This window comes from Streptomyces tardus (assembly GCF_018101125.2).
GTDB classification, from domain to species: domain Bacteria; phylum Actinomycetota; class Actinomycetes; order Streptomycetales; family Streptomycetaceae; genus Streptomyces; species Streptomyces tardus.
Map to the genome: position 1 here is coordinate 1,122,855 of NZ_JAELVF020000001.1, position 19,392 is coordinate 1,142,246.

At 72.9% G+C, this 19,392-nt stretch carries 18 protein-coding genes; 10 read left to right on the forward strand and 8 right to left on the reverse strand.

Annotated elements, in window-relative coordinates:
* Positions 1–385 precede the first annotated feature (385 nt).
* Positions 386–1,384, reverse strand: a complete 999-nt coding sequence (locus tag JGS22_RS04920) for an aldo/keto reductase (protein WP_211039666.1) — start codon at positions 1,382–1,384, stop codon at positions 386–388.
* A gap of 225 nt (positions 1,385–1,609) precedes the next feature.
* Entirely contained in the window at positions 1,610–2,314 is a 705-nt protein-coding gene (locus JGS22_RS04925; protein ID WP_372454194.1) for a GDSL-type esterase/lipase family protein, read from the reverse strand.
* An 84-nt stretch (positions 2,315–2,398) separates the two neighbouring features.
* Between JGS22_RS04925 and JGS22_RS04930 the strand changes: the two genes are divergently transcribed.
* Positions 2,399–3,409 carry an esterase-like activity of phytase family protein gene (locus JGS22_RS04930; RefSeq protein ID WP_236073029.1) on the forward strand — a complete coding sequence of 337 codons (1,011 nt, stop codon included), beginning with the start codon at positions 2,399–2,401 and terminating at the stop codon, positions 3,407–3,409.
* A gap of 40 nt (positions 3,410–3,449) precedes the next feature.
* Here JGS22_RS04930 and JGS22_RS04935 read toward each other — a convergent pair whose 3' ends face one another.
* A complete protein-coding gene (locus tag JGS22_RS04935; protein WP_211039667.1) occupies positions 3,450–4,238 on the reverse strand; it encodes a TetR/AcrR family transcriptional regulator in 789 nt (262 codons plus the stop codon).
* Between the two features lie 243 nt (positions 4,239–4,481).
* Here JGS22_RS04935 and JGS22_RS04940 point away from each other — a divergent pair, with 243 nt between their 5' ends.
* The 3 genes from JGS22_RS04940 to JGS22_RS04950 all read left to right on the forward strand — a co-directional run bounded on the left by JGS22_RS04940 (position 4,482) and on the right by JGS22_RS04950 (position 7,109).
* Positions 4,482–5,552: an ATP-binding cassette domain-containing protein gene (locus JGS22_RS04940; RefSeq protein WP_211039668.1), complete on the forward strand. Its 1,071-nt coding sequence runs from the start codon at positions 4,482–4,484 to the stop codon at positions 5,550–5,552.
* Positions 5,549–6,442, forward strand: a complete 894-nt coding sequence (locus JGS22_RS04945) for an ABC transporter permease (protein ID WP_211039669.1) — start codon at positions 5,549–5,551, stop codon at positions 6,440–6,442. The genes JGS22_RS04940 and JGS22_RS04945 overlap by 4 nt, the downstream gene beginning before the upstream one ends.
* 274 nt (positions 6,443–6,716) lie before the next feature.
* On the forward strand, positions 6,717–7,109 hold the full coding sequence (locus JGS22_RS04950) for a PNPOx family protein (RefSeq protein ID WP_211039670.1): 393 nt from the start codon (positions 6,717–6,719) through the stop codon (positions 7,107–7,109).
* Positions 7,110–7,340: 231 nt separating this feature from the next.
* Here JGS22_RS04950 and serC read toward each other — a convergent pair whose 3' ends face one another.
* The 3 genes from serC to JGS22_RS04965 all read right to left on the reverse strand — a co-directional run bounded on the left by serC (position 7,341) and on the right by JGS22_RS04965 (position 12,931).
* Positions 7,341–8,459: a phosphoserine transaminase gene (gene serC, locus JGS22_RS04955; RefSeq protein WP_211039671.1), complete on the reverse strand. Its 1,119-nt coding sequence runs from the start codon at positions 8,457–8,459 to the stop codon at positions 7,341–7,343.
* Between the two features lie 185 nt (positions 8,460–8,644).
* Positions 8,645–11,827: a sacsin N-terminal ATP-binding-like domain-containing protein gene (locus tag JGS22_RS04960; RefSeq protein WP_211039672.1), complete on the reverse strand. Its 3,183-nt coding sequence runs from the start codon at positions 11,825–11,827 to the stop codon at positions 8,645–8,647.
* A 150-nt stretch (positions 11,828–11,977) separates the two neighbouring features.
* Positions 11,978–12,931, reverse strand: coding sequence for a DUF3027 domain-containing protein (locus tag JGS22_RS04965; protein ID WP_211039681.1), 954 nt, complete (start codon positions 12,929–12,931; stop codon positions 11,978–11,980).
* Between the two features lie 376 nt (positions 12,932–13,307).
* On the opposite strand from JGS22_RS04965, the gene JGS22_RS04970 reads away from it, so the two are divergent.
* The 4 genes from JGS22_RS04970 to JGS22_RS04985 are packed head-to-tail and all read left to right on the forward strand — an operon-like array spanning position 13,308 to position 16,912.
* Entirely contained in the window at positions 13,308–14,717 is a 1,410-nt protein-coding gene (locus JGS22_RS04970; protein ID WP_372454195.1) for an MFS transporter, read from the forward strand.
* Between the two features lie 26 nt (positions 14,718–14,743).
* Positions 14,744–15,253 (forward strand): hypothetical protein, encoded by a 510-nt coding sequence (locus tag JGS22_RS04975; protein ID WP_211039673.1) that lies wholly within the window; start codon positions 14,744–14,746, stop codon positions 15,251–15,253.
* A 31-nt stretch (positions 15,254–15,284) separates the two neighbouring features.
* Complete coding sequence (locus JGS22_RS04980) at positions 15,285–16,025, forward strand: futalosine hydrolase (protein WP_372454196.1); 741 nt, start codon at positions 15,285–15,287, stop codon at positions 16,023–16,025.
* The gene (locus JGS22_RS04985) at positions 16,022–16,912 is read left to right on the forward strand and encodes a 1,4-dihydroxy-6-naphtoate synthase (RefSeq protein ID WP_211039674.1); all 891 of its coding nucleotides are present in this window, start codon (positions 16,022–16,024) and stop codon (positions 16,910–16,912) included. The genes JGS22_RS04980 and JGS22_RS04985 overlap by 4 nt, the downstream gene beginning before the upstream one ends.
* A 145-nt stretch (positions 16,913–17,057) precedes the next feature.
* On the opposite strand, the gene JGS22_RS26965 is transcribed toward JGS22_RS04985, so the two are convergent.
* On the reverse strand, positions 17,058–17,441 hold the full coding sequence (locus tag JGS22_RS26965) for a cold-shock protein (protein ID WP_211039675.1): 384 nt from the start codon (positions 17,439–17,441) through the stop codon (positions 17,058–17,060).
* A 307-nt stretch (positions 17,442–17,748) separates the two neighbouring features.
* Here JGS22_RS26965 and JGS22_RS04995 point away from each other — a divergent pair, with 307 nt between their 5' ends.
* Complete coding sequence (locus JGS22_RS04995; RefSeq protein WP_211039684.1) at positions 17,749–17,961, forward strand: hypothetical protein; 213 nt, start codon at positions 17,749–17,751, stop codon at positions 17,959–17,961.
* 100 nt (positions 17,962–18,061) lie between these two features.
* Here JGS22_RS04995 and JGS22_RS05000 read toward each other — a convergent pair whose 3' ends face one another.
* Complete coding sequence (locus JGS22_RS05000; RefSeq protein WP_211039676.1) at positions 18,062–18,730, reverse strand: HAD family hydrolase; 669 nt, start codon at positions 18,728–18,730, stop codon at positions 18,062–18,064.
* 208 nt (positions 18,731–18,938) lie between these two features.
* Here JGS22_RS05000 and JGS22_RS05005 point away from each other — a divergent pair.
* Positions 18,939–19,392: hypothetical protein (locus tag JGS22_RS05005; protein WP_308405516.1), on the forward strand; the 454-nt coding region annotated here is incomplete at its 3' end.

Below are 19,392 nucleotides of genomic sequence, written 5' to 3' on the forward strand. Positions count from 1 at the left end.
ATGTGGATGCCAAGACCAGAACGCGGATCGTGACCGGTTTGCTCGTGCTGATGTTCGCCGTGGTGGCGGTGGCAGCCGCCTTCGGCCGATAGATCCGAGCCGAGCAGCGCCGAGCAGCGAGAACCACCAGAACGCAGCCGGAGCCGGCAACCGGCCACCCCGACGGAACCGCCCCCGCCCGGAACTGCCCGACCGCCGGAGCTGCCCGGGCTGCTCGGGTCCTCGGAACCGACCGGTCCGGCGCGGCACGGCACGCAGTGTCGGCTGCCGCGGCTCCGCACCGGCCCGTGACCGCCCGACCCGCGCCCCTCAGCCCCCGCTGCGCCCACCGCGCGCCGGAAAGCTCCGGCTGCGGTGGGCGCAGCGGCGCAGTGGGCGCGGTGGGTCACCAGGCGAACGCCTCCGGTGAGGGCCCGGGGCCGGGGAAGATCTCGTCCAGCTCCGCCAACACCTCGTCGCTCAGCTTGAGTTCGACCGCGCGCACCGCGGAGGCCAACTGCTCGGCCGTACGCGGACCGACGATCGGGCCGGTGACGCCGGGCCGGGTGAGCAGCCAGGCGAGAGCCGCCTCGCCCGGGTCGATCCCGTGCCGCTCCAGCAGGTCCTCGTAGCGCTGGACCTGCTCGCGCACCGCGGTGTTCTTCAGCGCGTCGCCCGAACGACCCTGCCCGGTGCGTGAACCGCCGCCCTCGCGCTCCTTGCGGATCGCGCCTCCCAGCAGCCCGCCGTGCAGCGGCGACCAGGCGATCACTCCGAGCCCGTACGCCTCGGCCGCCGGGACGACCTCCATCTCGGCGCGGCGCTCGGCGAGGTTGTACAGGCACTGCTCGCTGACCAGGCCGAGGCTGCCGCGCCGGGCGGCGGTCTCGTTGGCCTGCGCGATGTGCCAGCCGGCGTGGTTGGAGGAGCCGGCGTAGAGGATCTTGCCCTGTTGCACCAGCACGTCGATGGCCTGCCAGATCTCGTCCCACGGCGTACGACGGTCGACGTGGTGGAACTGGTAGAGGTCGATGTGGTCGGTCTGCAGCCGCTTGAGGCTGGCGTCGACGGCCCGGCGGATGTTGACGGCCGAGAGGCGGTCGTGGTTCGGCCAGGGAGCGGTGCCGTCGCCGCTCATGTTCCCGTAGACCTTGGTGGCCAGTACGACCTTCTCGCGGCGACCGCCGCCCTTGGCGAGGAAGCTGCCGACGATCTCCTCGGTGCGGCCCTTGTTGTCGCCCCAGCCGTAGACGTTCGCGGTGTCGAAGAAGTTGACGCCGTTGTCCAGCGCGGCATCCATGATCGCGTGACTGTCGGCCTCGTCGGTCTGCGGCCCGAAGTTCATCGTGCCGAGCACGAGGCGGCTGACCTTGAGTCCGGTGCGTCCCAGCTGCGTGTATTCCATGACGCCAAGTCAAGGCCTTGGAGTGCGCTCCAGGCAAGGGCGCCCGGAACGCGGCGGGTTCGTCGCACGGAGCCCGTCCGCAACGTCTCGGCTCGGCGGGGCACGGCCCGACGGGACGGGGCCCGGGGCGTTTCCCGACGCCGGCGCGCTCGCCGATGTCCCCCGTACGAGTGCTTCGTGCGCCGCGGACCGCACCCGGCGCCGGCCGGGCGGGCCCCCCACGGGTCAGGCGGCTCGGGCGGAGGGCTGGGCGAGGGCCGGGAGCGCGGGCACGGCGTACGGGGCGCCGAACGACCAGGCGGCGTGCAGGGCGTCGGCGAACGCGGCGGCGAGCCGGTGCTCCCCGGACTCCGAGGGGTGGGTGCCGTCGTGGGTGTCGTGCTCCAGGGTGTAGCCGGCCGGGCGGCCGGTGAGGACCAACGGCGAGCGTTCGGTGGTGAGTTCGGCGACCAGTTCGGCGAGCAGCCCGTTGAACCGCGCGCACTCGGCGGCGAAGAGCACGTCGGTGTCGGCCCGTACGTTGGGAATGACCGGAAGCAGTACGGCCCGGATCTCGGGCCGGGCAGCCCTCGCCTCGTCGAGGAAACGGCGGGCGTTCGCGGCCGTCTGTTCGGCGCCGGTGTAGAAACCGAGGTCGATCAGCCCGAGGGAGATCAGCAGGGTGTCCGGCCGGTGCTCGCGCACGGCGTCGCCGACGACTTCGGACAGGTGCAGCCAGCCTTCGCCCCAACCGGCGAGGTGGGCGCGCGCCGCGGCGGGAAAGGCGGGGTCGGCGTACTCCTGCGAGCCTTCGTGCAGCACGCTGCGCGGACCGACGAACTCGGTGTGCTCGGCGCCGCTTCGGCGAAGGTGGTGCCAGAGGCGGTAGCGCCAGGTGAAGTCGCCGGCCCCGCCGATGGTCATTGAATCGCCCACACACATCAGTCGCACCGGCTCATCCTGCCGGAAGCGGCAGCGGGACCGCGACGTGATACCGGTCACCGGTGCTTGTTTCGGACATGGCACGCTGGTGCCATGCGAAAGCGCTTGCGTGCACTGGGAGTTGTGCTGGTCGTCCTCACCGTCGGAGCGCTGGGTGCCACGACGGCCGCTGCCGCCGAGGACGAAGGGCCGACCGAGGCGTTCACCCTCAAGGATCCGCGCATCAAGGAGTCCAGCGGCCTGGCGGCCAGCCGGGCGCACAAGGGCGTCTACTGGACGCACAACGACAGCGGTTACCAGCCGATGGTGTACGCCGTCGACAGCGACACCGGTGAGACCGTCGCCGCGATCACCCTCACCGGTGTCGAGGGCCGCGATCTGGAGGCCGTCTCGGTCGGCCCGGACGGCAACGTCCACATCGGCGACATCGGCGACAACTTCGGTGGGCGCTGGGAGGAGTTGTGGATCTACCGCTTCCCCGAGCCGGAGAAGCTCGTCGACCAGACCCTGCAACCCACCGTGTTCCGCATCGCCTACGACGACGGCAAGCGCGACGCCGAGTCCCTCGCGGTCCACCCGAAGACCGGCCGTGTCTACATCGTCGGCAAGAACGAGGACGGCGACGGCCTCTACCGCGGCCCGGAGGAACTCACCACCGAGGGCGTCAACACCTTCGAGCGCATCGCCGAGATCGACCTCTGGGCGACCGACGCCGCCTTCTCCCCCGACGGCAGCAGACTCGCCGTCCGCGGCTACTTCGGCGGCATCATGTACGACTTCGCGGGCGGCAAGCCCGAGCGGCTGAGCCGGCTCCAGGTGCCGTTGCAGCGCCAGGGCGAGTCCGTCACGTTCACGCCGGACGGCAAGCGGCTGCTCTACGGCAGCGAGGGCGAAGGCAGCGAGGTCAAGCCGGTCGAGCTGCACGGCGACCAACGCCCCGCCGACGTGCAGGAGAAGGACGAGAGCGGGAAGGGCGCCGACGGCGGCGCCGACCCGGACAGCCCGGAGGCCGACGGCAACCTGCTGCTCGGCGCCGCGACGTTCGCCGCCGCCGTGGCGATCTGGCTCGGACTGCGCCGCGTGATCGGCTCCCGCAAGCGCTGAACCGTCCGGCCCGCCCAACCGCGCGGGCCGGGCGTCTGCGTCAGTCGCCGGTGGCCATGCCCGGCAGCGGCGGCGCTCCCTCGGCGCGGGAGCGGACCAGCGTCTCGAAGCCGTCCAGCAGGGCCCGCATGGCCAGCTCCAGCACGTCCTCGTCGCGAAGGTTGAAGGTGTCCTCGGCGAGCGCCGCGACCAGGGGGAAGTCGCCGCTCTCCATGGCCCGCGCCAGGAACGGCTCCTGGGTCTCCCAGAACTCGTCGTCCGTGACGCCGGACTGCTCGAACGCCTGCTGCTGGAGGATGTGGTTGCGGGCGAGGCCGGTGACCAGTCCGTCGATGGCCACGAAGAGGGAGACCTTCTCGCGCGAGGTCAGTTCCAGCTCCTCCAGCGCCCCGAGCGAGGAGTTGAAGGTGCCCAGCATGTTGGGGCCGAGCACCGGCCGCACCTGGTTCACCTGGAGCAGCCAGGAGTGCTTGACGTACTGCTCCCAGCTGTCGCGCGCGATCCACTCCAGCGTCGCCCGCCAGTCCTTGCCGCGGTACGCCTCCGCCTCCTCCGCGGTCCCGTTGACGTGGTCGATCATCAGGGCGAGCAGCTCGCTCTTGCCGGGGACGTACCGGTAGAGGGTCATCGTTCCGACGCCCAGCTCGGCGGCGACGTTGCGCATGGACAGCGCCGTCAGCCCCTCGCGGTCGGCGAGCTCGACGGCCGCGTGCACGATCGCGTCCAGTGTGAGGCCGGGTTTGGGCCCGCGGGTGGACCGCTCCTTGGTGCCCCACAGCAGTTCGAGGCTGCGGGTGAGGTCGCCGCTGCCGGTGTGTTCGCTCGCCATAGGTACCTCAGTTTACGGAGTGGTTTCCATTCTGGGTACGGCGTACGCTATTCTTACCGAGTACAGCGTACCCAGATTATTGGCCGGGCAGGCCACCACCCACCGCACGCAGCCCCGTACACAGCTCCGCGGGGCGCATTCACCGCGCCGTCGACAGAACCCGCCCCGGACCTCAGCACGCAGCGCACCGCCCGCACTCTCCGCAACGCCCGCACCCCGCACCCCGCACAAGAGGGAGCCACCGTGAACCCGTCCGAACACGCGGTCCTCGCCGAGGACCTACAGAAGCGCTACGGCCGCAGAAACAACGTCAAGCACGCGCTCGACGGCTTCGACCTGGCAGTCCCGACCGGCACCGTCCACGGGCTGCTCGGGCCCAACGGCGCAGGCAAGACCACCGCCGTCCGCGTACTGGCCACCCTGCTCCGCCCCGACGGCGGCCGGGCCACCGTCGGCGGCTACGACATCGCCACCCAACCCCGCCTGGTACGCCGCCAGATCGGCTTCACCGGGCAGTACGCCGCCGTCGACGAGATCCTCACCGGCCGGCAGAACCTGGAGATGTTCGGCAAGCTCTTCCACGTCGACCGCCGGACCGCCCGGGCGCGTGCGACGGAGCTGCTGGAGCAGTTCGAGCTGGTCGACGCGGGCGACAAGCAGGTGCGCGGATACAGCGGCGGCATGCGGCGCCGTCTGGACCTCGCCTCGTCGATGATCCTGGCTCCCCGAGTGCTGTTCCTCGACGAGCCCACCACCGGGCTCGACCCGCGCAGCCGCAGCGAGGTCTGGTCCTCGGTGCGCTCGCTCGTGCAGAGCGGCACGACGGTCATCCTCACCACCCAGTACCTGGACGAGGCCGACCAACTGGCGGACCGCATCGCGGTGATCGACAGCGGACGCAAGATCGCCGACGACACCCCGGACGCCCTGAAGCGGGCGATCGGCGGCGACCAGATCGAGGTGGTGGTCAGCCGCGCGGAGGACCTGCCGGCGGCCGAGCGCGTCATCGCCAGGGTCAGCGGCGCCGAGCCGGAGAGCGACATCGAGACGCTGCGGGTCTCCGGACCGGTCTCGGACCGGGTGGCCGCGCTGACCGAGGTGGCCCGCACCCTCCAGGAGGACGGCACCGAGGTCGTCGACATCGGCCTGCGGCGCCCCACCCTCGACGAGGTGTTCCTGCGTCTGACCGGCAACCGCGCAGGGCGGGAGGCCGCGGACGGGGAGGCCTCGACCATCCGTGGAGAACGGGACCGGGGCGGTCCGTCGGAGCAGTCCGGAGATTCCGGCGAGTCCAAGGAGGCAGCAGCCGTATGAGTACCACCACCGAATCCGAGTCCGCTGCCCGGCGCGGCGGTTCGAAGGGCACCGCGTCCGGAGGGGCGGTCGTACTGCCGCCGCTGGACGGCCCCGAGCGCCGGCTCTACTGGGCCTTCGCGGACTGCGCGACGATCGTCCGGCGGGATCTGACCCATCTGGTGAAGCAACCCGCCAACATCGCCTGGCAGTTGGGCTCGCCGATCATCTTCGTGCTGCTCTTCGTCTTCGTCTTCGGCAGTGCGATGGAGGTGGGCGGAGGGCTGGACTACAAGACCTTCGCGATGCCCGGCATGTTCGCGATGACGATGGCGTTCGGCTTCATGAACACCGCACTCTCGGTGGTCATCGACAAGGAGCGCGGCGTCACCGACCGCTTCCGTTCGATGCCGATGGCGCCCTCCGCGGTCGTCACCGGCCGCGGCATCTCCGACGTCATCCAGGCCGGCCTCGACCTCGCGGTGTTGGCACTGATCGCGCTGGCGATCGGCTGGCGTTCGGACGGCGGGCTGGCCGCGACCCTCGCGGCGTTCGGCCTGCTGCTCCTGCTGAGGTTCGCGCTCATCTGGATCGGTGTGCTGCTGGGCCTGGTCGTCCCCAACCAGGAGGCGGCGGGCAACCTCTTCGCGCTCGCCTTCCCCTTCGGGATGCTCTCCAGCGTCTTCACCCCGCCGTCGATGATGCCGGACTGGCTCGGCACGATCGCCGTGTGGAACCCGGTCTCCTCCACCGCCAACGCCATCCGCGAGCTGTTCGGCCAGGCCTCGCCGGCCCTCGGCGACAGCTGGGTCGAGCAGAACGCGATGCTGATGGCGATCGTCTGGCCGCTGATCATCACGGCGATCTTCCTGCCGCTGGCAGTGCGCAAGTACCAGTCGCTCTCGCGCTGACCGGCCCGGCGCAGGGCCCGGTCCGGCCGGACGCGACGTGCGGGCCGGACGGGCCTGCCGGACGGCGGACGGGCGGACGGGCGGACGGCGGACAGCGGACGGCGGAGAGGACAGGACGTGCGGACCGGCCGCCTGGTCGGGACGCCGGTAGGGGGGTTCGCCGGAACGGGGTCTCCGGCGAACCGATCCGGCAGTCGCCGGGGTGGCCGCCGCGGCCGTACGACCGCTAGCTGTACGTCAGTTTTGGAGCAGCGGTCACGGGTATGCGGCGGCCATGACGACACCCACGACCGGGCTCGCCATGTACGCCCGGAAGAGCCGCGTACGGCTGACCACCTACCAGCGCGACGGCCAGCCGGTGGGTACGGCCCAGGCCATCGCCGTAGAGGGCGACCGGGCCTACGTACGAGCGTCGGCACGCTCCCAGAAGATCGAACATCTCCACCGCTACCCGGAGGTCGAAATCACTCCGGCGACTCTCGGCGGCACTCCGGCCGGGGCGCCGATGAAGGCACGGGCCAGGCTGCTGGAGGGCCTCGACGCCCGGTACGCGGCCCGCAGACTGGCCATGAGGCACCCGTTCATGCACGGCCTGGTGCTGCCCGTCGGTTCGGCGCTCACCTTCGACAGCGCGGAGTACTACGAGCTGCGGCTGATCGGCGAGTGAGGCCGGAGGAGCCGGGACGGCCGGGACGGCGGCGCGACGCATGAGAGGGCCGCAGCGCGGCCGGTGACCACCGGTCGGCCGTTCCGCTCCCCGCGGCCACGCCGGTCGCGGCTCCCGGGGCACGGCCGTGCCCGCTGAACGCGCGACAGGGGCCGGTGTACCGGATTGCTCCGGGACACCGGCCCCTGCGTCGTCAGCGCCCGAGCGGAGGTGGTCCGCTCCGGCCTCGGCTCAGAGGCGCTCGATGACGTGGTCCACGCAGACCGTCAGCGCCTCCACATCGGCCGGGTCGATCGCCGGGAACATGGCCACCCGCAGCTGGTTGCGGCCCAGCTTGCGGTACGGGTCGGTGTCCACGATGCCGTTGGCCCGCAGCACCTTGGCGACGGCCGCCGCGTCGACGCTGTCGTCGAAGTCGATGGTGCCGATGACCTGCGAACGCTGTGCGGGGTCGGTGACGAACGGCGTCGCGAGCTTGGACGCCTCGGCCCAGCTGTAGAGCGTCGCCGAGGAGGCGGCCGTACGGTCGACCGCCCAGCCGAGCCCGCCCTGGCCGTTGATCCAGTCCAGCTGCTCCGCGAGGAGGAAGAGGGTGGCCAGCGCCGGGGTGTTGTAGGTCTGGTTCTTGCGGCTGTTGTCGATCGCGGCCTGGAGGTCGAAGAAGGCCGGGATGTGCCGCTCGCTCGCCGCGATCCGCTCCGCGCGCTCGATGGCCTCCGGGGAGAACACCGCGATCCACAGTCCGCCGTCGGCGGCGAAGGACTTCTGCGGCGCGAAGTAGTAGACGTCCGTCTCGGTGATGTCGACCGGCAGGCCTCCGGCACCGGAGGTGGCGTCCACCAGGACCAGTGCGCCCTGGTCCGCGCCGGCCGGGCGCTGGAGCGGCATCGCGACACCGGTCGAGGTCTCGTTGTGCGTGAGCGCGTACACATCCACGCCGGCCTCGGCCCTCGCCAGCGGGTGGGTGCCCGGGTCCGCCGAGATGACGGAGGGATCCGCCAGCCAGGGCGCGAGCTTGGCGGCCTTGGCGAACTTGGAGGAGAACTCGCCGAAGGACAGGTGCTGCGAACGGTTGTCGATCAGCCCGTGGGTCGCCACGTCCCAGAACGCGGTCGAGCCGCCGTTGCCGAGGACGACCTCGTAGCCGTCGGGCAGTGAGAAGAGCTCGCGCACGCCCTCCCGCACCCGGCCGACCAGGTCCTTGACCGGGGCCTGGCGGTGAGAGGTGCCCAGCAGGGAGGTGCCGGTGGCGGCCAGGGCGCCGAGCGCCTCCGTACGCACCTTGGAGGGGCCCGCGCCGAAGCGTCCGTCGGCGGGCTTGATGTCATCGGGAATCCGGATCTCAGCCACGGGGGCAGCGTAGTACCGGCGCAGGGCACCGCCGCGGCGATTCCGTCAGATGAGACGGGTGGATGAGACAGGTGGTCGGGACGACTCACCGCCGGGACACCGCGTTCCGGGCGCGATCGCCCCGCCCCTCTCCGCCCCAGGACAGCGGGAAGCAAAACGGGAGGGGCGGGCGCGGGCCGGTGCCGTCAGGCGAACCAGCGGGCGGTGCGCAGCTCCGCGACGCGGGACCCGTCCTCCAGCAGCGCGGCCAGCTCGAAGCGGCGCGGCCAGTGGCCCGCGGCCCACGCCAGCCCCGCGGCGACGCCCTCCAGGGTCGCGGCGTGCAGCTCGCCCCCGGCCGGCAGACGCCAGTCCAGCTCGGCGCCGCCGATGTCCAGCTCCTCGTGCTCCCAGTAGCCGTCAGGGGCGCGGTCGCCCAGCAACTCCCGTACGGTCTCCGGTACTTCGCGCCACTCGCCGCCTGTCGGGGCGTCGGTGGGCAGCTCCCGGCTGAGCCGTCCGACCTCCAGCAGAGCGGCCAACTCCGCGGCAAGCGCGGGGCGTACGGGCAGCAGCGCCCGCCCGTACGCGAGCGGCAGCAGGTCGGGCGCGTCGGCGATCACCGCTTCGGAGGCGTCCACGACGCAGGTCCTGCCGTCGCGCACCGCGCGCAACTCGTCCGGCAGCGTGACCTCTTCGGGGTCGAGTCGGGCCAACAGAGAGTAGAGAGCGTGCAGTTGGTTCGGCGTGACGGGGCGTTCGGGATCGGCCAGCCGGCCGAGGAGTTCGGCCGCGCCCCCGGGCTCGTCGAGCAGCGCCGCCGCCGTGGTGCGTACCCCCAGGGCGTGCAGGACCTGCGGGTCGTCGAAGCCCTGCGCGTCCACCTCCTCGTACAGCCCGTCCAGCAACGGATCGCCGCCCGCTGCGCGCAGCCCGGCCGGCCGGCGGCCGTCGAGCACCGGGTGGCCGCGCAACCACCAGGCGGTGTACGGACGTACGGACTCGGCGGTGCCGTCCGGCAGCAGCACCCGTACACGCTGGGTGAGGGCGTCGCGGAGCGGAGGACGGGAGAGCATCGCCAGCGCCTGCGGCCAGCGGTCGTCGTCCACCAGATCGAGGTCGCGCACGGCGAGGACTTCGGTGGCGACCGGCGGCACCGGGGTCTCGGGCAGGGTGTCCAGGACGTCCTCGCACCAGACGTCGACCGCGTCCAGCAGCCCCGCGTCGTCGGGGGCGGGGAAGTCGCTCTCCTGCGGCTCCAGTTCGTCCGGCTCCAGGACCACGTCGTGGGCGCGCACCAGGGCGAAATCGGCGAGGACGCCGACCGCGGTGAGCGGGCCCCGCCCCCAGCGGGCGACCAACTCCGCATCACAGAGCGGGAGTTCGCCCTCCCGTACGACATCGGAGAACGGGCTGCCGGGGTAGACCAGTTCGGCGGCGGGCTGGAGCTCGCCGTACTCGTCGGGCAGAGCGAGCGCGCCGAGCCAGGGCTCGTCGCCGGGCGCGAGCGTCGCCGCCTCGACGAGGGCGAGCACGGTCTCGGCCAACTCCTCGGGATCGGGGGCGCCTTGGTCGTCCAGACCGTCGTCCCAGGCCTCCTCCGCCTCCAGCGATGCGGCGACCGCCGCGCGCACCTGCGGCGTGGTGAGCACGGCGCGGGGCGCGGCGGGCGTGGCACCGAGCTTCTCCAGCAGCGGATGGGCGGCGTCCGCGTGCGCGATCTTCAGCCCGAGCGCGGCGAGCCGCGAGGGTGCGAGCGCCGACAGGGCGCCACTGCGACCGTCCGAGCCGCCGTGGCCGACCCGTGCACCGTGGCCGCCCCCGTCGTGCCCGCCACCACCGGTCCCGTCGGGCAGCGGCAGCAGGGCCTGGCGGGGGCCGATGGCGGTGCGGCCGTCGGCCAGCGGGACCGGGAGGCCGGTCAGCCGGTCGGGGTCGACTCCGGCCAGCGAGTCGTACAGCCGGTACCACCAGGAGGCCGGACGCTCGACGCCGGCCAGCCGGTCGATCAACTCGCCCAGCGGGACCCTGGTGACTCCCAACGCGCGCAGTTCCGGGCGGCGTTCCAGGCCGGCGGGCAGCAGGTGCGGCAGCAGATCGCAGAGCGCGGCCACGGTGGCACTGCCCGCCCCCTCGGCCAGCTCCGCCTCGCGCGGACGCAGTGCGTAGGGCTCGCCGTCCTCGGTGCGGGCGGCGGACGCGAGGAAGGCGGTGTCGGGCAGCGCCCGCAGCACCAACTCCCTGATGGTGCCGTCGAGTTCGTCACGACCGAGCGGGCCGGGCACCAGGTCGAGGATGCCGTCGGCAACCGGCGACCACTCGCGCAGCAGCTCCGTGTAGGTCTCGGCGGCGCGCTGGAGGAGGAAGTCCGTCAGCGGGCCGGGTGCGACGCGCCGGCGGGTCGGCTCCAGCGGGAAGGAGGCGATGAGCAGCGCGGGGAGTCCCAGCGGCTCGTCGGTGGGAGTGGGCGCGTGGACGTACGGCGCAGTGGGCGCGGGCACCGGCGCACCGGCACCGTCGACCGGTACGGCCCAGGTCACCGACCAGAAGGGGCGGTTGCGCTCCTCCACCGGCCGGTCGGCGAGCAGTTCGGCGGCGGTGGAGCCGGACTGCCGGGCCACCCGCCAGCGCCGGTCGCCGATCAGGGTGTACGGGCCGTCCTCGCGCCGAGAGAGGGTGCGGCTGCGGTCGGGCGTCTCGACGGTGACCTCGGTCAGGCCGGGCAGCGAGAGCAGCAGTCCGTCGTCCACCGCGTCGAGCAGCCGGACGGTCAACTCCCTTGCGGAGGCGTCCCGTAGCGGCAGGACCACGGCGGTGTCGTACCCCTGGGCAACCGGACCGGGCACGTCCGCGGGCAGGCCGGTCTCGGTCGCCAACGGCAGCCGCAGCAGCGGCACATGGCCTTCCCGTCGGCCCAACTCGGCTGCCAGCTCGGGAATTTCAGCGGCCAACGCACGGGCTTCGGCCAACGACCAGCGCACGCCGCCCTGTTCGCCGACCACGGCGGGGGTGTCGCTGACCGCGAGCACAGCGGCGAAACCGACGCCGAAGCGGCCCACGGTGGAGCCCTCGACCGCCGGTTCGTCGCGCTTGGCCGAGGCTCTCAGCGTCGACAGGGACTCCACACCGGCCGCGTCCAGCGCGGCGCCGGTGTTGGAGGCGACCAGCGCGCCGTCCCGCAACTCCAGCCGCAGACGCCCGGGAACGCCCGCGCGGGCGGCGGCGTCGGCGGCGTTCTGGGCCAGCTCGACGATCAGCCGGTCCCGGTAGCCGCCGAGCGCGAGGTCCTCCTCCGCGTTGGCGTCCTCGCGGAAGCGGGCGGGCGAGGCGGCCCACGCGTCGAGCACGCGGCGGCGCAGCGCGGCGGTACGGAACAGGTCTTCAGCCATGCGGTGACCGTACCGCCAGCGGCCCGCGACGCCTCTCCCGGCGGCCGGGTCGCGCCCCACGGGCGGCGGGCGCTTCGGGACACATCCGCCCAATCGCCCCGACCCCGCGTACGCCGGGGCCGCGCTCCTGCTCCGGGTCGGAGAGCCGGATCAGCCCTCGCCGAGGGAGAGTTCGTCGACCCTGGTCTCGTCGATCACCGGCTCCGGCGGGCGCACGGGCTTGGGCATGACCGCCGCCTCGGAGTGACCCCCGCAGCCGTAGTCGAAGGCGACGACCCGACCGTCGGCGGGCGCGAACTCGTTGGCGCAGACACCGAACGCCTGCCGCAGCGAACCGGCCAGCGGCACGCAGAAACCGCAGGTGACGCAGGACGCGGGCGCGGCCTGCGCCATCGGCGTACCGGCCCCGTAGCTCTCCTCCCACCGCTCCGCGGCGAGCTCCAGTCCGAAGCGGGAGAGCACCCGCGGCCGGGTCATCCCGATCTCCTGCGCGACGTAGCCGATCTCGGCGACCCGCGGCACCGCACCGGCCCGCGGGCCTTCGGCCCCGGTCGGCGGGGTGCCGGTCGACTCGCTCCCGGTCGGCCCGGCACCGGCGTCTGCGGGCTCCGCGCCGTCGGTGTCCGTGCCCTCCGCGCGCTCGGCGTCGGCCCTGGCGGACGGCCCGTCAGCCGGAGCGCGCCGCCAACTCTCCTCCGCCAGAACGGAGTTGGGCGGCGGGCTGTCGTCGCCGGTGAAACCGGACTCCAGCCTGAGGTCGGTGGACTCGGTGGGCAGCAGATCGCCGGGGCCCATGTCGCCGGGGCGCAGCCGCTCGTTCCACGGCAGCCACTCGGGCGCGAGGACGCTGCCGGGACCGGGCAGCAGCACCGTCTCGTCGAGCGTGACGTTCTTCGCGCGGGAGGCCCGGGCGACGGTGACCGCCCAGCGCCAGCCGCGGTAGCCCGCGTCCAGGCACTCGAAGAGATGGGTGACCACGCGGTCGCCGTCGGCGCTGATACCGAGGTGGTCACCGGGCTTGCCGGGCCACGCGACCTCCTCGGCCGCCTCCCGCGCGAACTCGACGGCCTCGGCGCACAGCCGGTCCGGGGTACGCCTTCGCATCGCAGCACTCACAAGAATCTTTTCTCCTACGCCGTTTCGCGAGTGCGCCGGCTCGCCGAACCCGGCTAGTCGTGGAGGCGGAGCGGACCGGCGGACCGCTGCGACGCCCACCCGAACCTTCGCCGGACTGTACGTGGCGCACTGCCCTCCCACGCTACCCCACGGCAGGCCAGGCGTGGCCTGGCCGTCCCGTCGATGTGCGGACATATTCGTACCGGAACGGGCTCCACCGCCCCGCTCGCCGCCCCCGCGCGGACCCAAGGACGCACGCCGGGGCGCTTTTCGGAGGGCTGCCACGGGTCCGCGCGCCCGCAACCGGCGAAGCCCGGCCGCAGCTTGCGGGTCAGGAACGTGTCGCTGGGGCAGACTGAACGGCGTGGGCGCCACACGTCTGACGGAACGGGAGCCCGGACGAGCCGCCCCGGTGGCAGCGCTCGCCCGGCTGCTCGGGCGCGCGATCCGCCGGCCGTCGGCGGCGGTCGGCCGGCGCATCCGCCGGGCGACCCACGCCGAGGGCGCCGGCGAGAGCGGGCTCGGCAAGCTGATCGAGCTGCACGCGGTGAACTCCGCGGGCGACATGATGATCACCGTCGCGCTCGCCTCGACGATCTTCTTCTCGGTGCCGACCGGCGAGGCCCGCGGCAGGGTCGCGCTCTACCTCGCCGTGACGATGGCACCGTTCGTCCTGCTGGCACCGATCATCGGGCCGTTGCTGGACCGGCTTCCGCACGGCCGCAGAGCGGCGATGGCCGCGGCGATGGCCGCGCGTGCACTGCTGGCGCTGATGCTCGCGGGCGCGGTGGCCGGCGGCGGGCTGGAGCTCTACCCGGCGGCGCTGGGCGTGCTGGTGGCGTCCAAGGCGTACGGCGTCGTGAGATCGGCGGTGGTGCCCAGACTGCTGCCGCCCCGTGTCTCGCTGGTGAAGGCCAACTCACGGGTGACGCTTGCCGGTCTGCTCGCCACCGGCGCGGCGGCACCGGTGGGCGCGGGGCTCCACCAGATCGGGCCGCAGTGGCCGCTGTACGGCGCGTTCGTGATCTTCGCCGGCGGAATGCTGCTGTCGCTGAGCCTGCCGCACATGGTCGACTCGGCCAAGGGCGAGCGCCGCGCCAAGCTCGCCGCCGCATCCGGCGAGAGCGAGCCCTGGCTGGCGAAACACAGCCCCGGCCACCGGCGCCGCGCCGCCCGCCCGGGGCTGCGCACCGTCGGCTCCTCGGTGCTCAACGCGCTGATCGCCAACTCCTCGATCCGGGCGCTCTCCGGTTTTCTCACCTTCTTCCTCGCCTTCCTGCTGCGCGAGGAGCCGTTCAGCGGGATGAGCGCCGCGTACTCGCTCGCCCTGGTGGCCGGCGCCGCAGGCGCGGGAAACGCGCTGGGCACTGCCGTCGGCGCCTGGCTCAAGGGGCGTGCGCCGGAGGTGAACATCGTGCTCGTGCTGATCCTCGTCACGACCGTGGCGGTGCTGGCGGCGCTGCTCTACGGCAGCATCGTGGTCGCGGTGCTCGCGGGTACGGCGGGTCTCTGCCAAGCGCTGGCCAAGCTCTCCCAGGACGCCCTCATCCAGCGCGACGTCCCCGAGGACTTCCGCACCTCGGCCTTCGCCCGCTCGGAGACGCTGATGCAGATGTCCTGGGTGCTCGGCGGCGCCGTCGGCATCTCGCTGCCGCTGCTCGGCCCGCTCGGGCTCGGGGTCGGCGCGGCTCTGGTGGCGGCCGGTGCACTGCTGTCGGTCAGAGCGCTGCTGGCCGCCGCGCGCCGCGGCACACCCCACCCGCGCGTGGCCTGACCATCGGCGGGCGATAACCTGCGCCCATGACGAGCATGCTCTCCCCCGGTCGGGTCCGCCGCAGCATCCGTACCGCATGTGCCGTGGGCGCCGCCGGCCTGGTCGTGGTCGCCGTCTCCGGCTGCGAAAAGCCCAAGCCGGTCACCACCGTTACCGTCGGCAGCACCAGCGTGCACAGCCACGACATGTGCGACAACGACGGCAAGAAGATGGGCAGCAAGGCCTTCGAGGTCTGTGCCGCCGAGGCGAAGTCCAAGTCCATCGACTTCACCGGCAGCGACACCCTGCGGATCGGCGTCGAGCCCGAGGTGGCCGAGCGCGGCTGGGAGGTGCTGGGCACCATTCAGAACCCGCAGAGCGGCCAGGAACAGACCGCGAAGCTGGTCCAGTTCACCAAGAAGACCTACGCCACCACCGAGGGCCTGGACCTGAGCCTGCTTCCGGACAAGAGCGAGCTGGTCGTCGTCGAGCGCGACAAGGAGAAGGGCGACCCGTACGGCGTCTGGAACTTCACGCTCAACAAGAAGGACCACTGACACCTCGCCCGCGACTGCCGGCGACACCCGCGTGAGCGAACCCGCCCGGCATGTGCGCACCCTGGTGGTCACCGCTGTTCCGCAGGAGCGGGACGCGGTGGCCGCGGGTTGTGCCCCGGAACGGTTCGAGGTCGTCGCCGGCGGCGTCGGCCCCGCGGCAGCCGCGGCGGCCACCGCACGGGAGTTGACCCGTGCCGAGCTGGCCGGACGGCCGTACGGCCTGGTCGTCTCGGCGGGAATCTGCGGCGGGTTCGCTCCGGTCACCGAGGGGCCGGTGGTGGCCTCCGCGATCGTCGCCGCCGATCTGGGCGCCGAGAACCCGGGCACCGAGGGCGGGTTCACCCCGGTCGAGGGGCTCGGCTTCGGCACCGGCTCGTACCCCGTACCGCTCCCCCTGGCACGCGCCGTCGCCGACGTCTGCGGCGCTGCGTTCGGCCCGCTGCTCACCGTCTCCACCGTGACTGGCAGCGCCGAACGGGCCCGGACGCTGGCCGCACGCCACCCGGGCGCGGTCGGAGAGGCCATGGAGGGCTTCGGCGTCGCCGAGGCAGCCGCCCTCCTCGCACTGCCGGTGCTGGAGATCCGTACGGTCTCCAACCCGGTCGGCCCCCGCGACCGCGGCGGCTGGCGCATCCGCGAGGCGCTCGACGGACTCACCGCGGTCTTCGCCGACTCCGCGCCGCTGCTCGGCAGTTGGACGGGCCCGACGCCGGACCTTCCGGGCCCCGGCGACCACGGAGCACACCGCAAGGACGAGTTGGAGGGACCATGACGCACTCCGTCGGACCGCACGACGACCGCACGGTGCGGATCGCCTACTCCCCCTGCCCCAACGACACCTTCGTCTTCCACGCCTGGGCGCACGGGCTGGTGCCCGACGCGCCGCCGCTGGACGTACGGTTCGCCGACGTCGACGTCACCAACTCCCTCGCGGAGCAGGGCGACCGGTGCCCGCAGGATGTGCTCAAGGTGTCGTACGCGGCGCTGCCCTGGCTGCTGGAGGACTTCGCGCTGCTCCCCTGCGGCGGCGCGCTCGGCCGCGGCTGCGGCCCGCTCGTGCTGGGCCGGGAACCCGGTGACGGCAGCGGGCTGACGGGCCGTACGGTCGCGGTGCCCGGCGAGCGCTCGACCGCGTACCTGCTCTTCCGGCTCTGGGCCGCGGAGAAGGTGCCCGGCGGCGTCGGCCGGGTGGTCGTACTGCCGTTCCACGAGATCATGCCCGCGGTGCGCGAGGGCCGGGTGGACGCCGGACTGGTGATCCACGAGGCCCGCTTCACCTACCGGGAGTACGGGCTGCACCAGCTCGCCGACATGGGCGAGCACTGGGAGTCGAGCACCGGACTGCCCATCCCGCTCGGCGCGATCATCGCCAAACGCTCGCTCGGCGAGGAACGGCTGGCCGCGCTCGCCGAGGCGGCCCGCACCTCGGTGCGGATGGCGTGGCTGGATCCCGAGGCGTCCGCGGGGTACGTACGGGCGCATGCACAGGAACTCGCGCCCGAGGTCGCACAGCAGCACATCGGCCTCTATGTGAACGAGTTCACCGCGGACCTCGGGGAGAGCGGATACGCCGCGGTGCGCGGGCTGTTGACCCGGGCGGCGGCGGAGGGTCTCGTACCGTCGCTGCCGCCGGACGCGCTGCGGGCGCCCGGCGCGTAACGCCGAACGCCCGTCTCTCGCGAAGCGGCCTCGTGGAGCGGTGCGGACTCACCGAGCTGTGCGAATGTGCGGACCGACCGGTGCGGAGGAGTGGTGCGGTGCGGATGGAGGGAGCGGCGTCGGGCCGGGTGGATGCGGCCGGGTCTCAGACGTCCAGCTGGTCGGCGACCGCGCGGAGCATCCCGGCGATCTTCTGGCCGTGTGCCCGCTCCGGGTAGCGACCGCGCTCCAACTGCTGGGAGACGCCGTCCAGAAGGGTCGTCAGATCCTGCACGATGGAGGCCAGTTCGTCCGGCTTGCGCCGCTGGGCGACGGCCAACGAGGGCGCGGGATCCAACAGCGTCAGCGACAACGCCTGATCACCGCGCTGCCCGGCCACGACACCGAACTCCACGCGCTGGCCGGGCTTCAGCGACTCGACCCCGCTCGGCAGCACCGACGAGTGCACGAAGACGTCCGCGCCGTCGTCACGAGAGAGGAAGCCGAAGCCCTTCTCGGTGTTGAACCACTTGACCTTGCCGGTAGGCACGTCTGTCCTCGCCCCTGAATCGTCCGGAAAGCCGGGGCGCCTCGTCGCGACCCGGCCGTGGAAACCTGCCGATGAATACCCTGAAGAGCAGTAGAGCGGGTCCGGGACCCGCTGTCACCAAGATTAATCTCCCTGTGGCGGCCGGCAAGATCCCCCAGCCCGTTCTTCCTCGTACTTGCACCCGGCCTACCCTGGCGGGGTGAGTACTACACCAGTGTCCGGGGGCACGCCCCCGCTGTCAGCCGAATCGTCCACTCCGCCGCAGGTCACGTCCGCTGCCGCGGAGCGTGGGCGCCAGCCGGGCGATCTGCTGGTGCGGATCGGCGGGATCGTGTTCGTCGTGGGTGCGGTGGCGACGTTGATCACCTTCGTGCCGTTCTTCCTCGGCACCGACCCGTTCCCGGCCGCCGCCTACGTCGTCTCGATGCTGATGGGGGTCGGCTTCGCACTCGCCGGCGCAGGCCTGGGCCGCTCGATGGCCGTGCAGCGCCGCCGCACCAGGGCGGCCTCGGCCGGCTAGCGAGCCCCGGCCGGTCGCTGTCGGCGGTCGACTGCCCTCGAGCCGACCGCCCACGCGTCGAGCCGGTCCGGTGACCATTACCGGTCGGGTCGGCTGTCGGTCAGGACCGGTAGTCGGCCCACCACTGGGCGAACGCCCGCAGATCCGGCAGTACGACGTCCGCACCCGCCGCGCGCAGCTCGTCCGCGTCGCACGGGCCGGTCGTGACGCCGACCGCCAGTGCGCCCGCGGTCCTGGCACCGCGCATGTCCCCGAGGTGGTCGCCGACGTAGACGGCGGCGCCGTACTCGCGCAGCGCCACGGCCTTGGCCTCCGCCCACAGCGAGCCGACCACCAGATCCGGGCGCAGGCCGAGATGGTCCAGATGCAGCCGGGCGTGCGGCTCGTTCTTCGCCGTCACCACCATCGCTCGCCCGCCGTCGGCCGCCAGCGCCGCCAACGCCTCACGGGCACCCGGCATCGGCAGCGTCGGCGCGATCGCGTGGTCCGGGTAGAGCGCCCGGTAGCGGTCGGCCCGCGCCGTCACCTCCTCGGCGGGGAACCAGTGCGCCAACTCCGCCTCCAGCGGCGGCCCGAGACGGCTGACCGCCAGATCGCAGTCGATGTGCGTGCCGGTCTCCCGGACCAGCAGTTCGTACACCGCTCTGATGCCCGGGCGGGAGTCGATCAGCGTCATGTCGAGGTCGAACCCGACGGTCACGGGCTGCGTCGACGAGGTGTCGTGCGCCGCCTTCGGGGCGTGCGCCGGCTGGGCGGAAGGTATCGGCATAGGCACCATTGTGCCGGTGCGCGGCGCCGGGTCGCGAGGCCGACCGAGCCCGTCCGACGCCCGTCCCGGGCCCGCTTCCCGGGCTGGCGGCACGGGGCCGCCGGCACGGGGCTGGCGGCACGGGGCCGCCGGCATCGGGCTGCCGGACGCGGGCGCGGACTGCGGCGTCGAGCCGGGCACTGTCAGTGGCGGGCGGCAGTATGACCGCATGGACACCGAGACGCGCATCACCATCTGGCGGAGCATTCTCGCCGACCCGCAGAAGTCCTGGGTGCTGTACGAGAACGGCACCTGTGTGGTCCTGCCGTCCCCGGGTGGGGATCCCGGCGCCGAAGCCACCGCGGTGCTGCGGGAGTTCGGCCCGGTGCACCCGGGTTCGCCCGCGGGGGACTTCGGGGTGCTCGAGGTCCGGGAGGCGGACGGCTGGGTGGTCACCGGCCGGCACCCCGATGTGCTGACTCATGTCGCCACCGCCGAAGTGCCGGCAAACGTACCGGAGTCCGATTTCGCGGTGGGGCTGTGCGGGAGGGCGAAGCGGGACCAGGACGCCGTGGAGCTGCGCATCGTGCACGTCGAGGACGGGCGGCGCCGCGCCGGCCGCGAGGCCGAGGAGGCCGACGAGGCCCCTGGGGAAAGCGGTGGCGGGAGCCGCGGGGAGATAC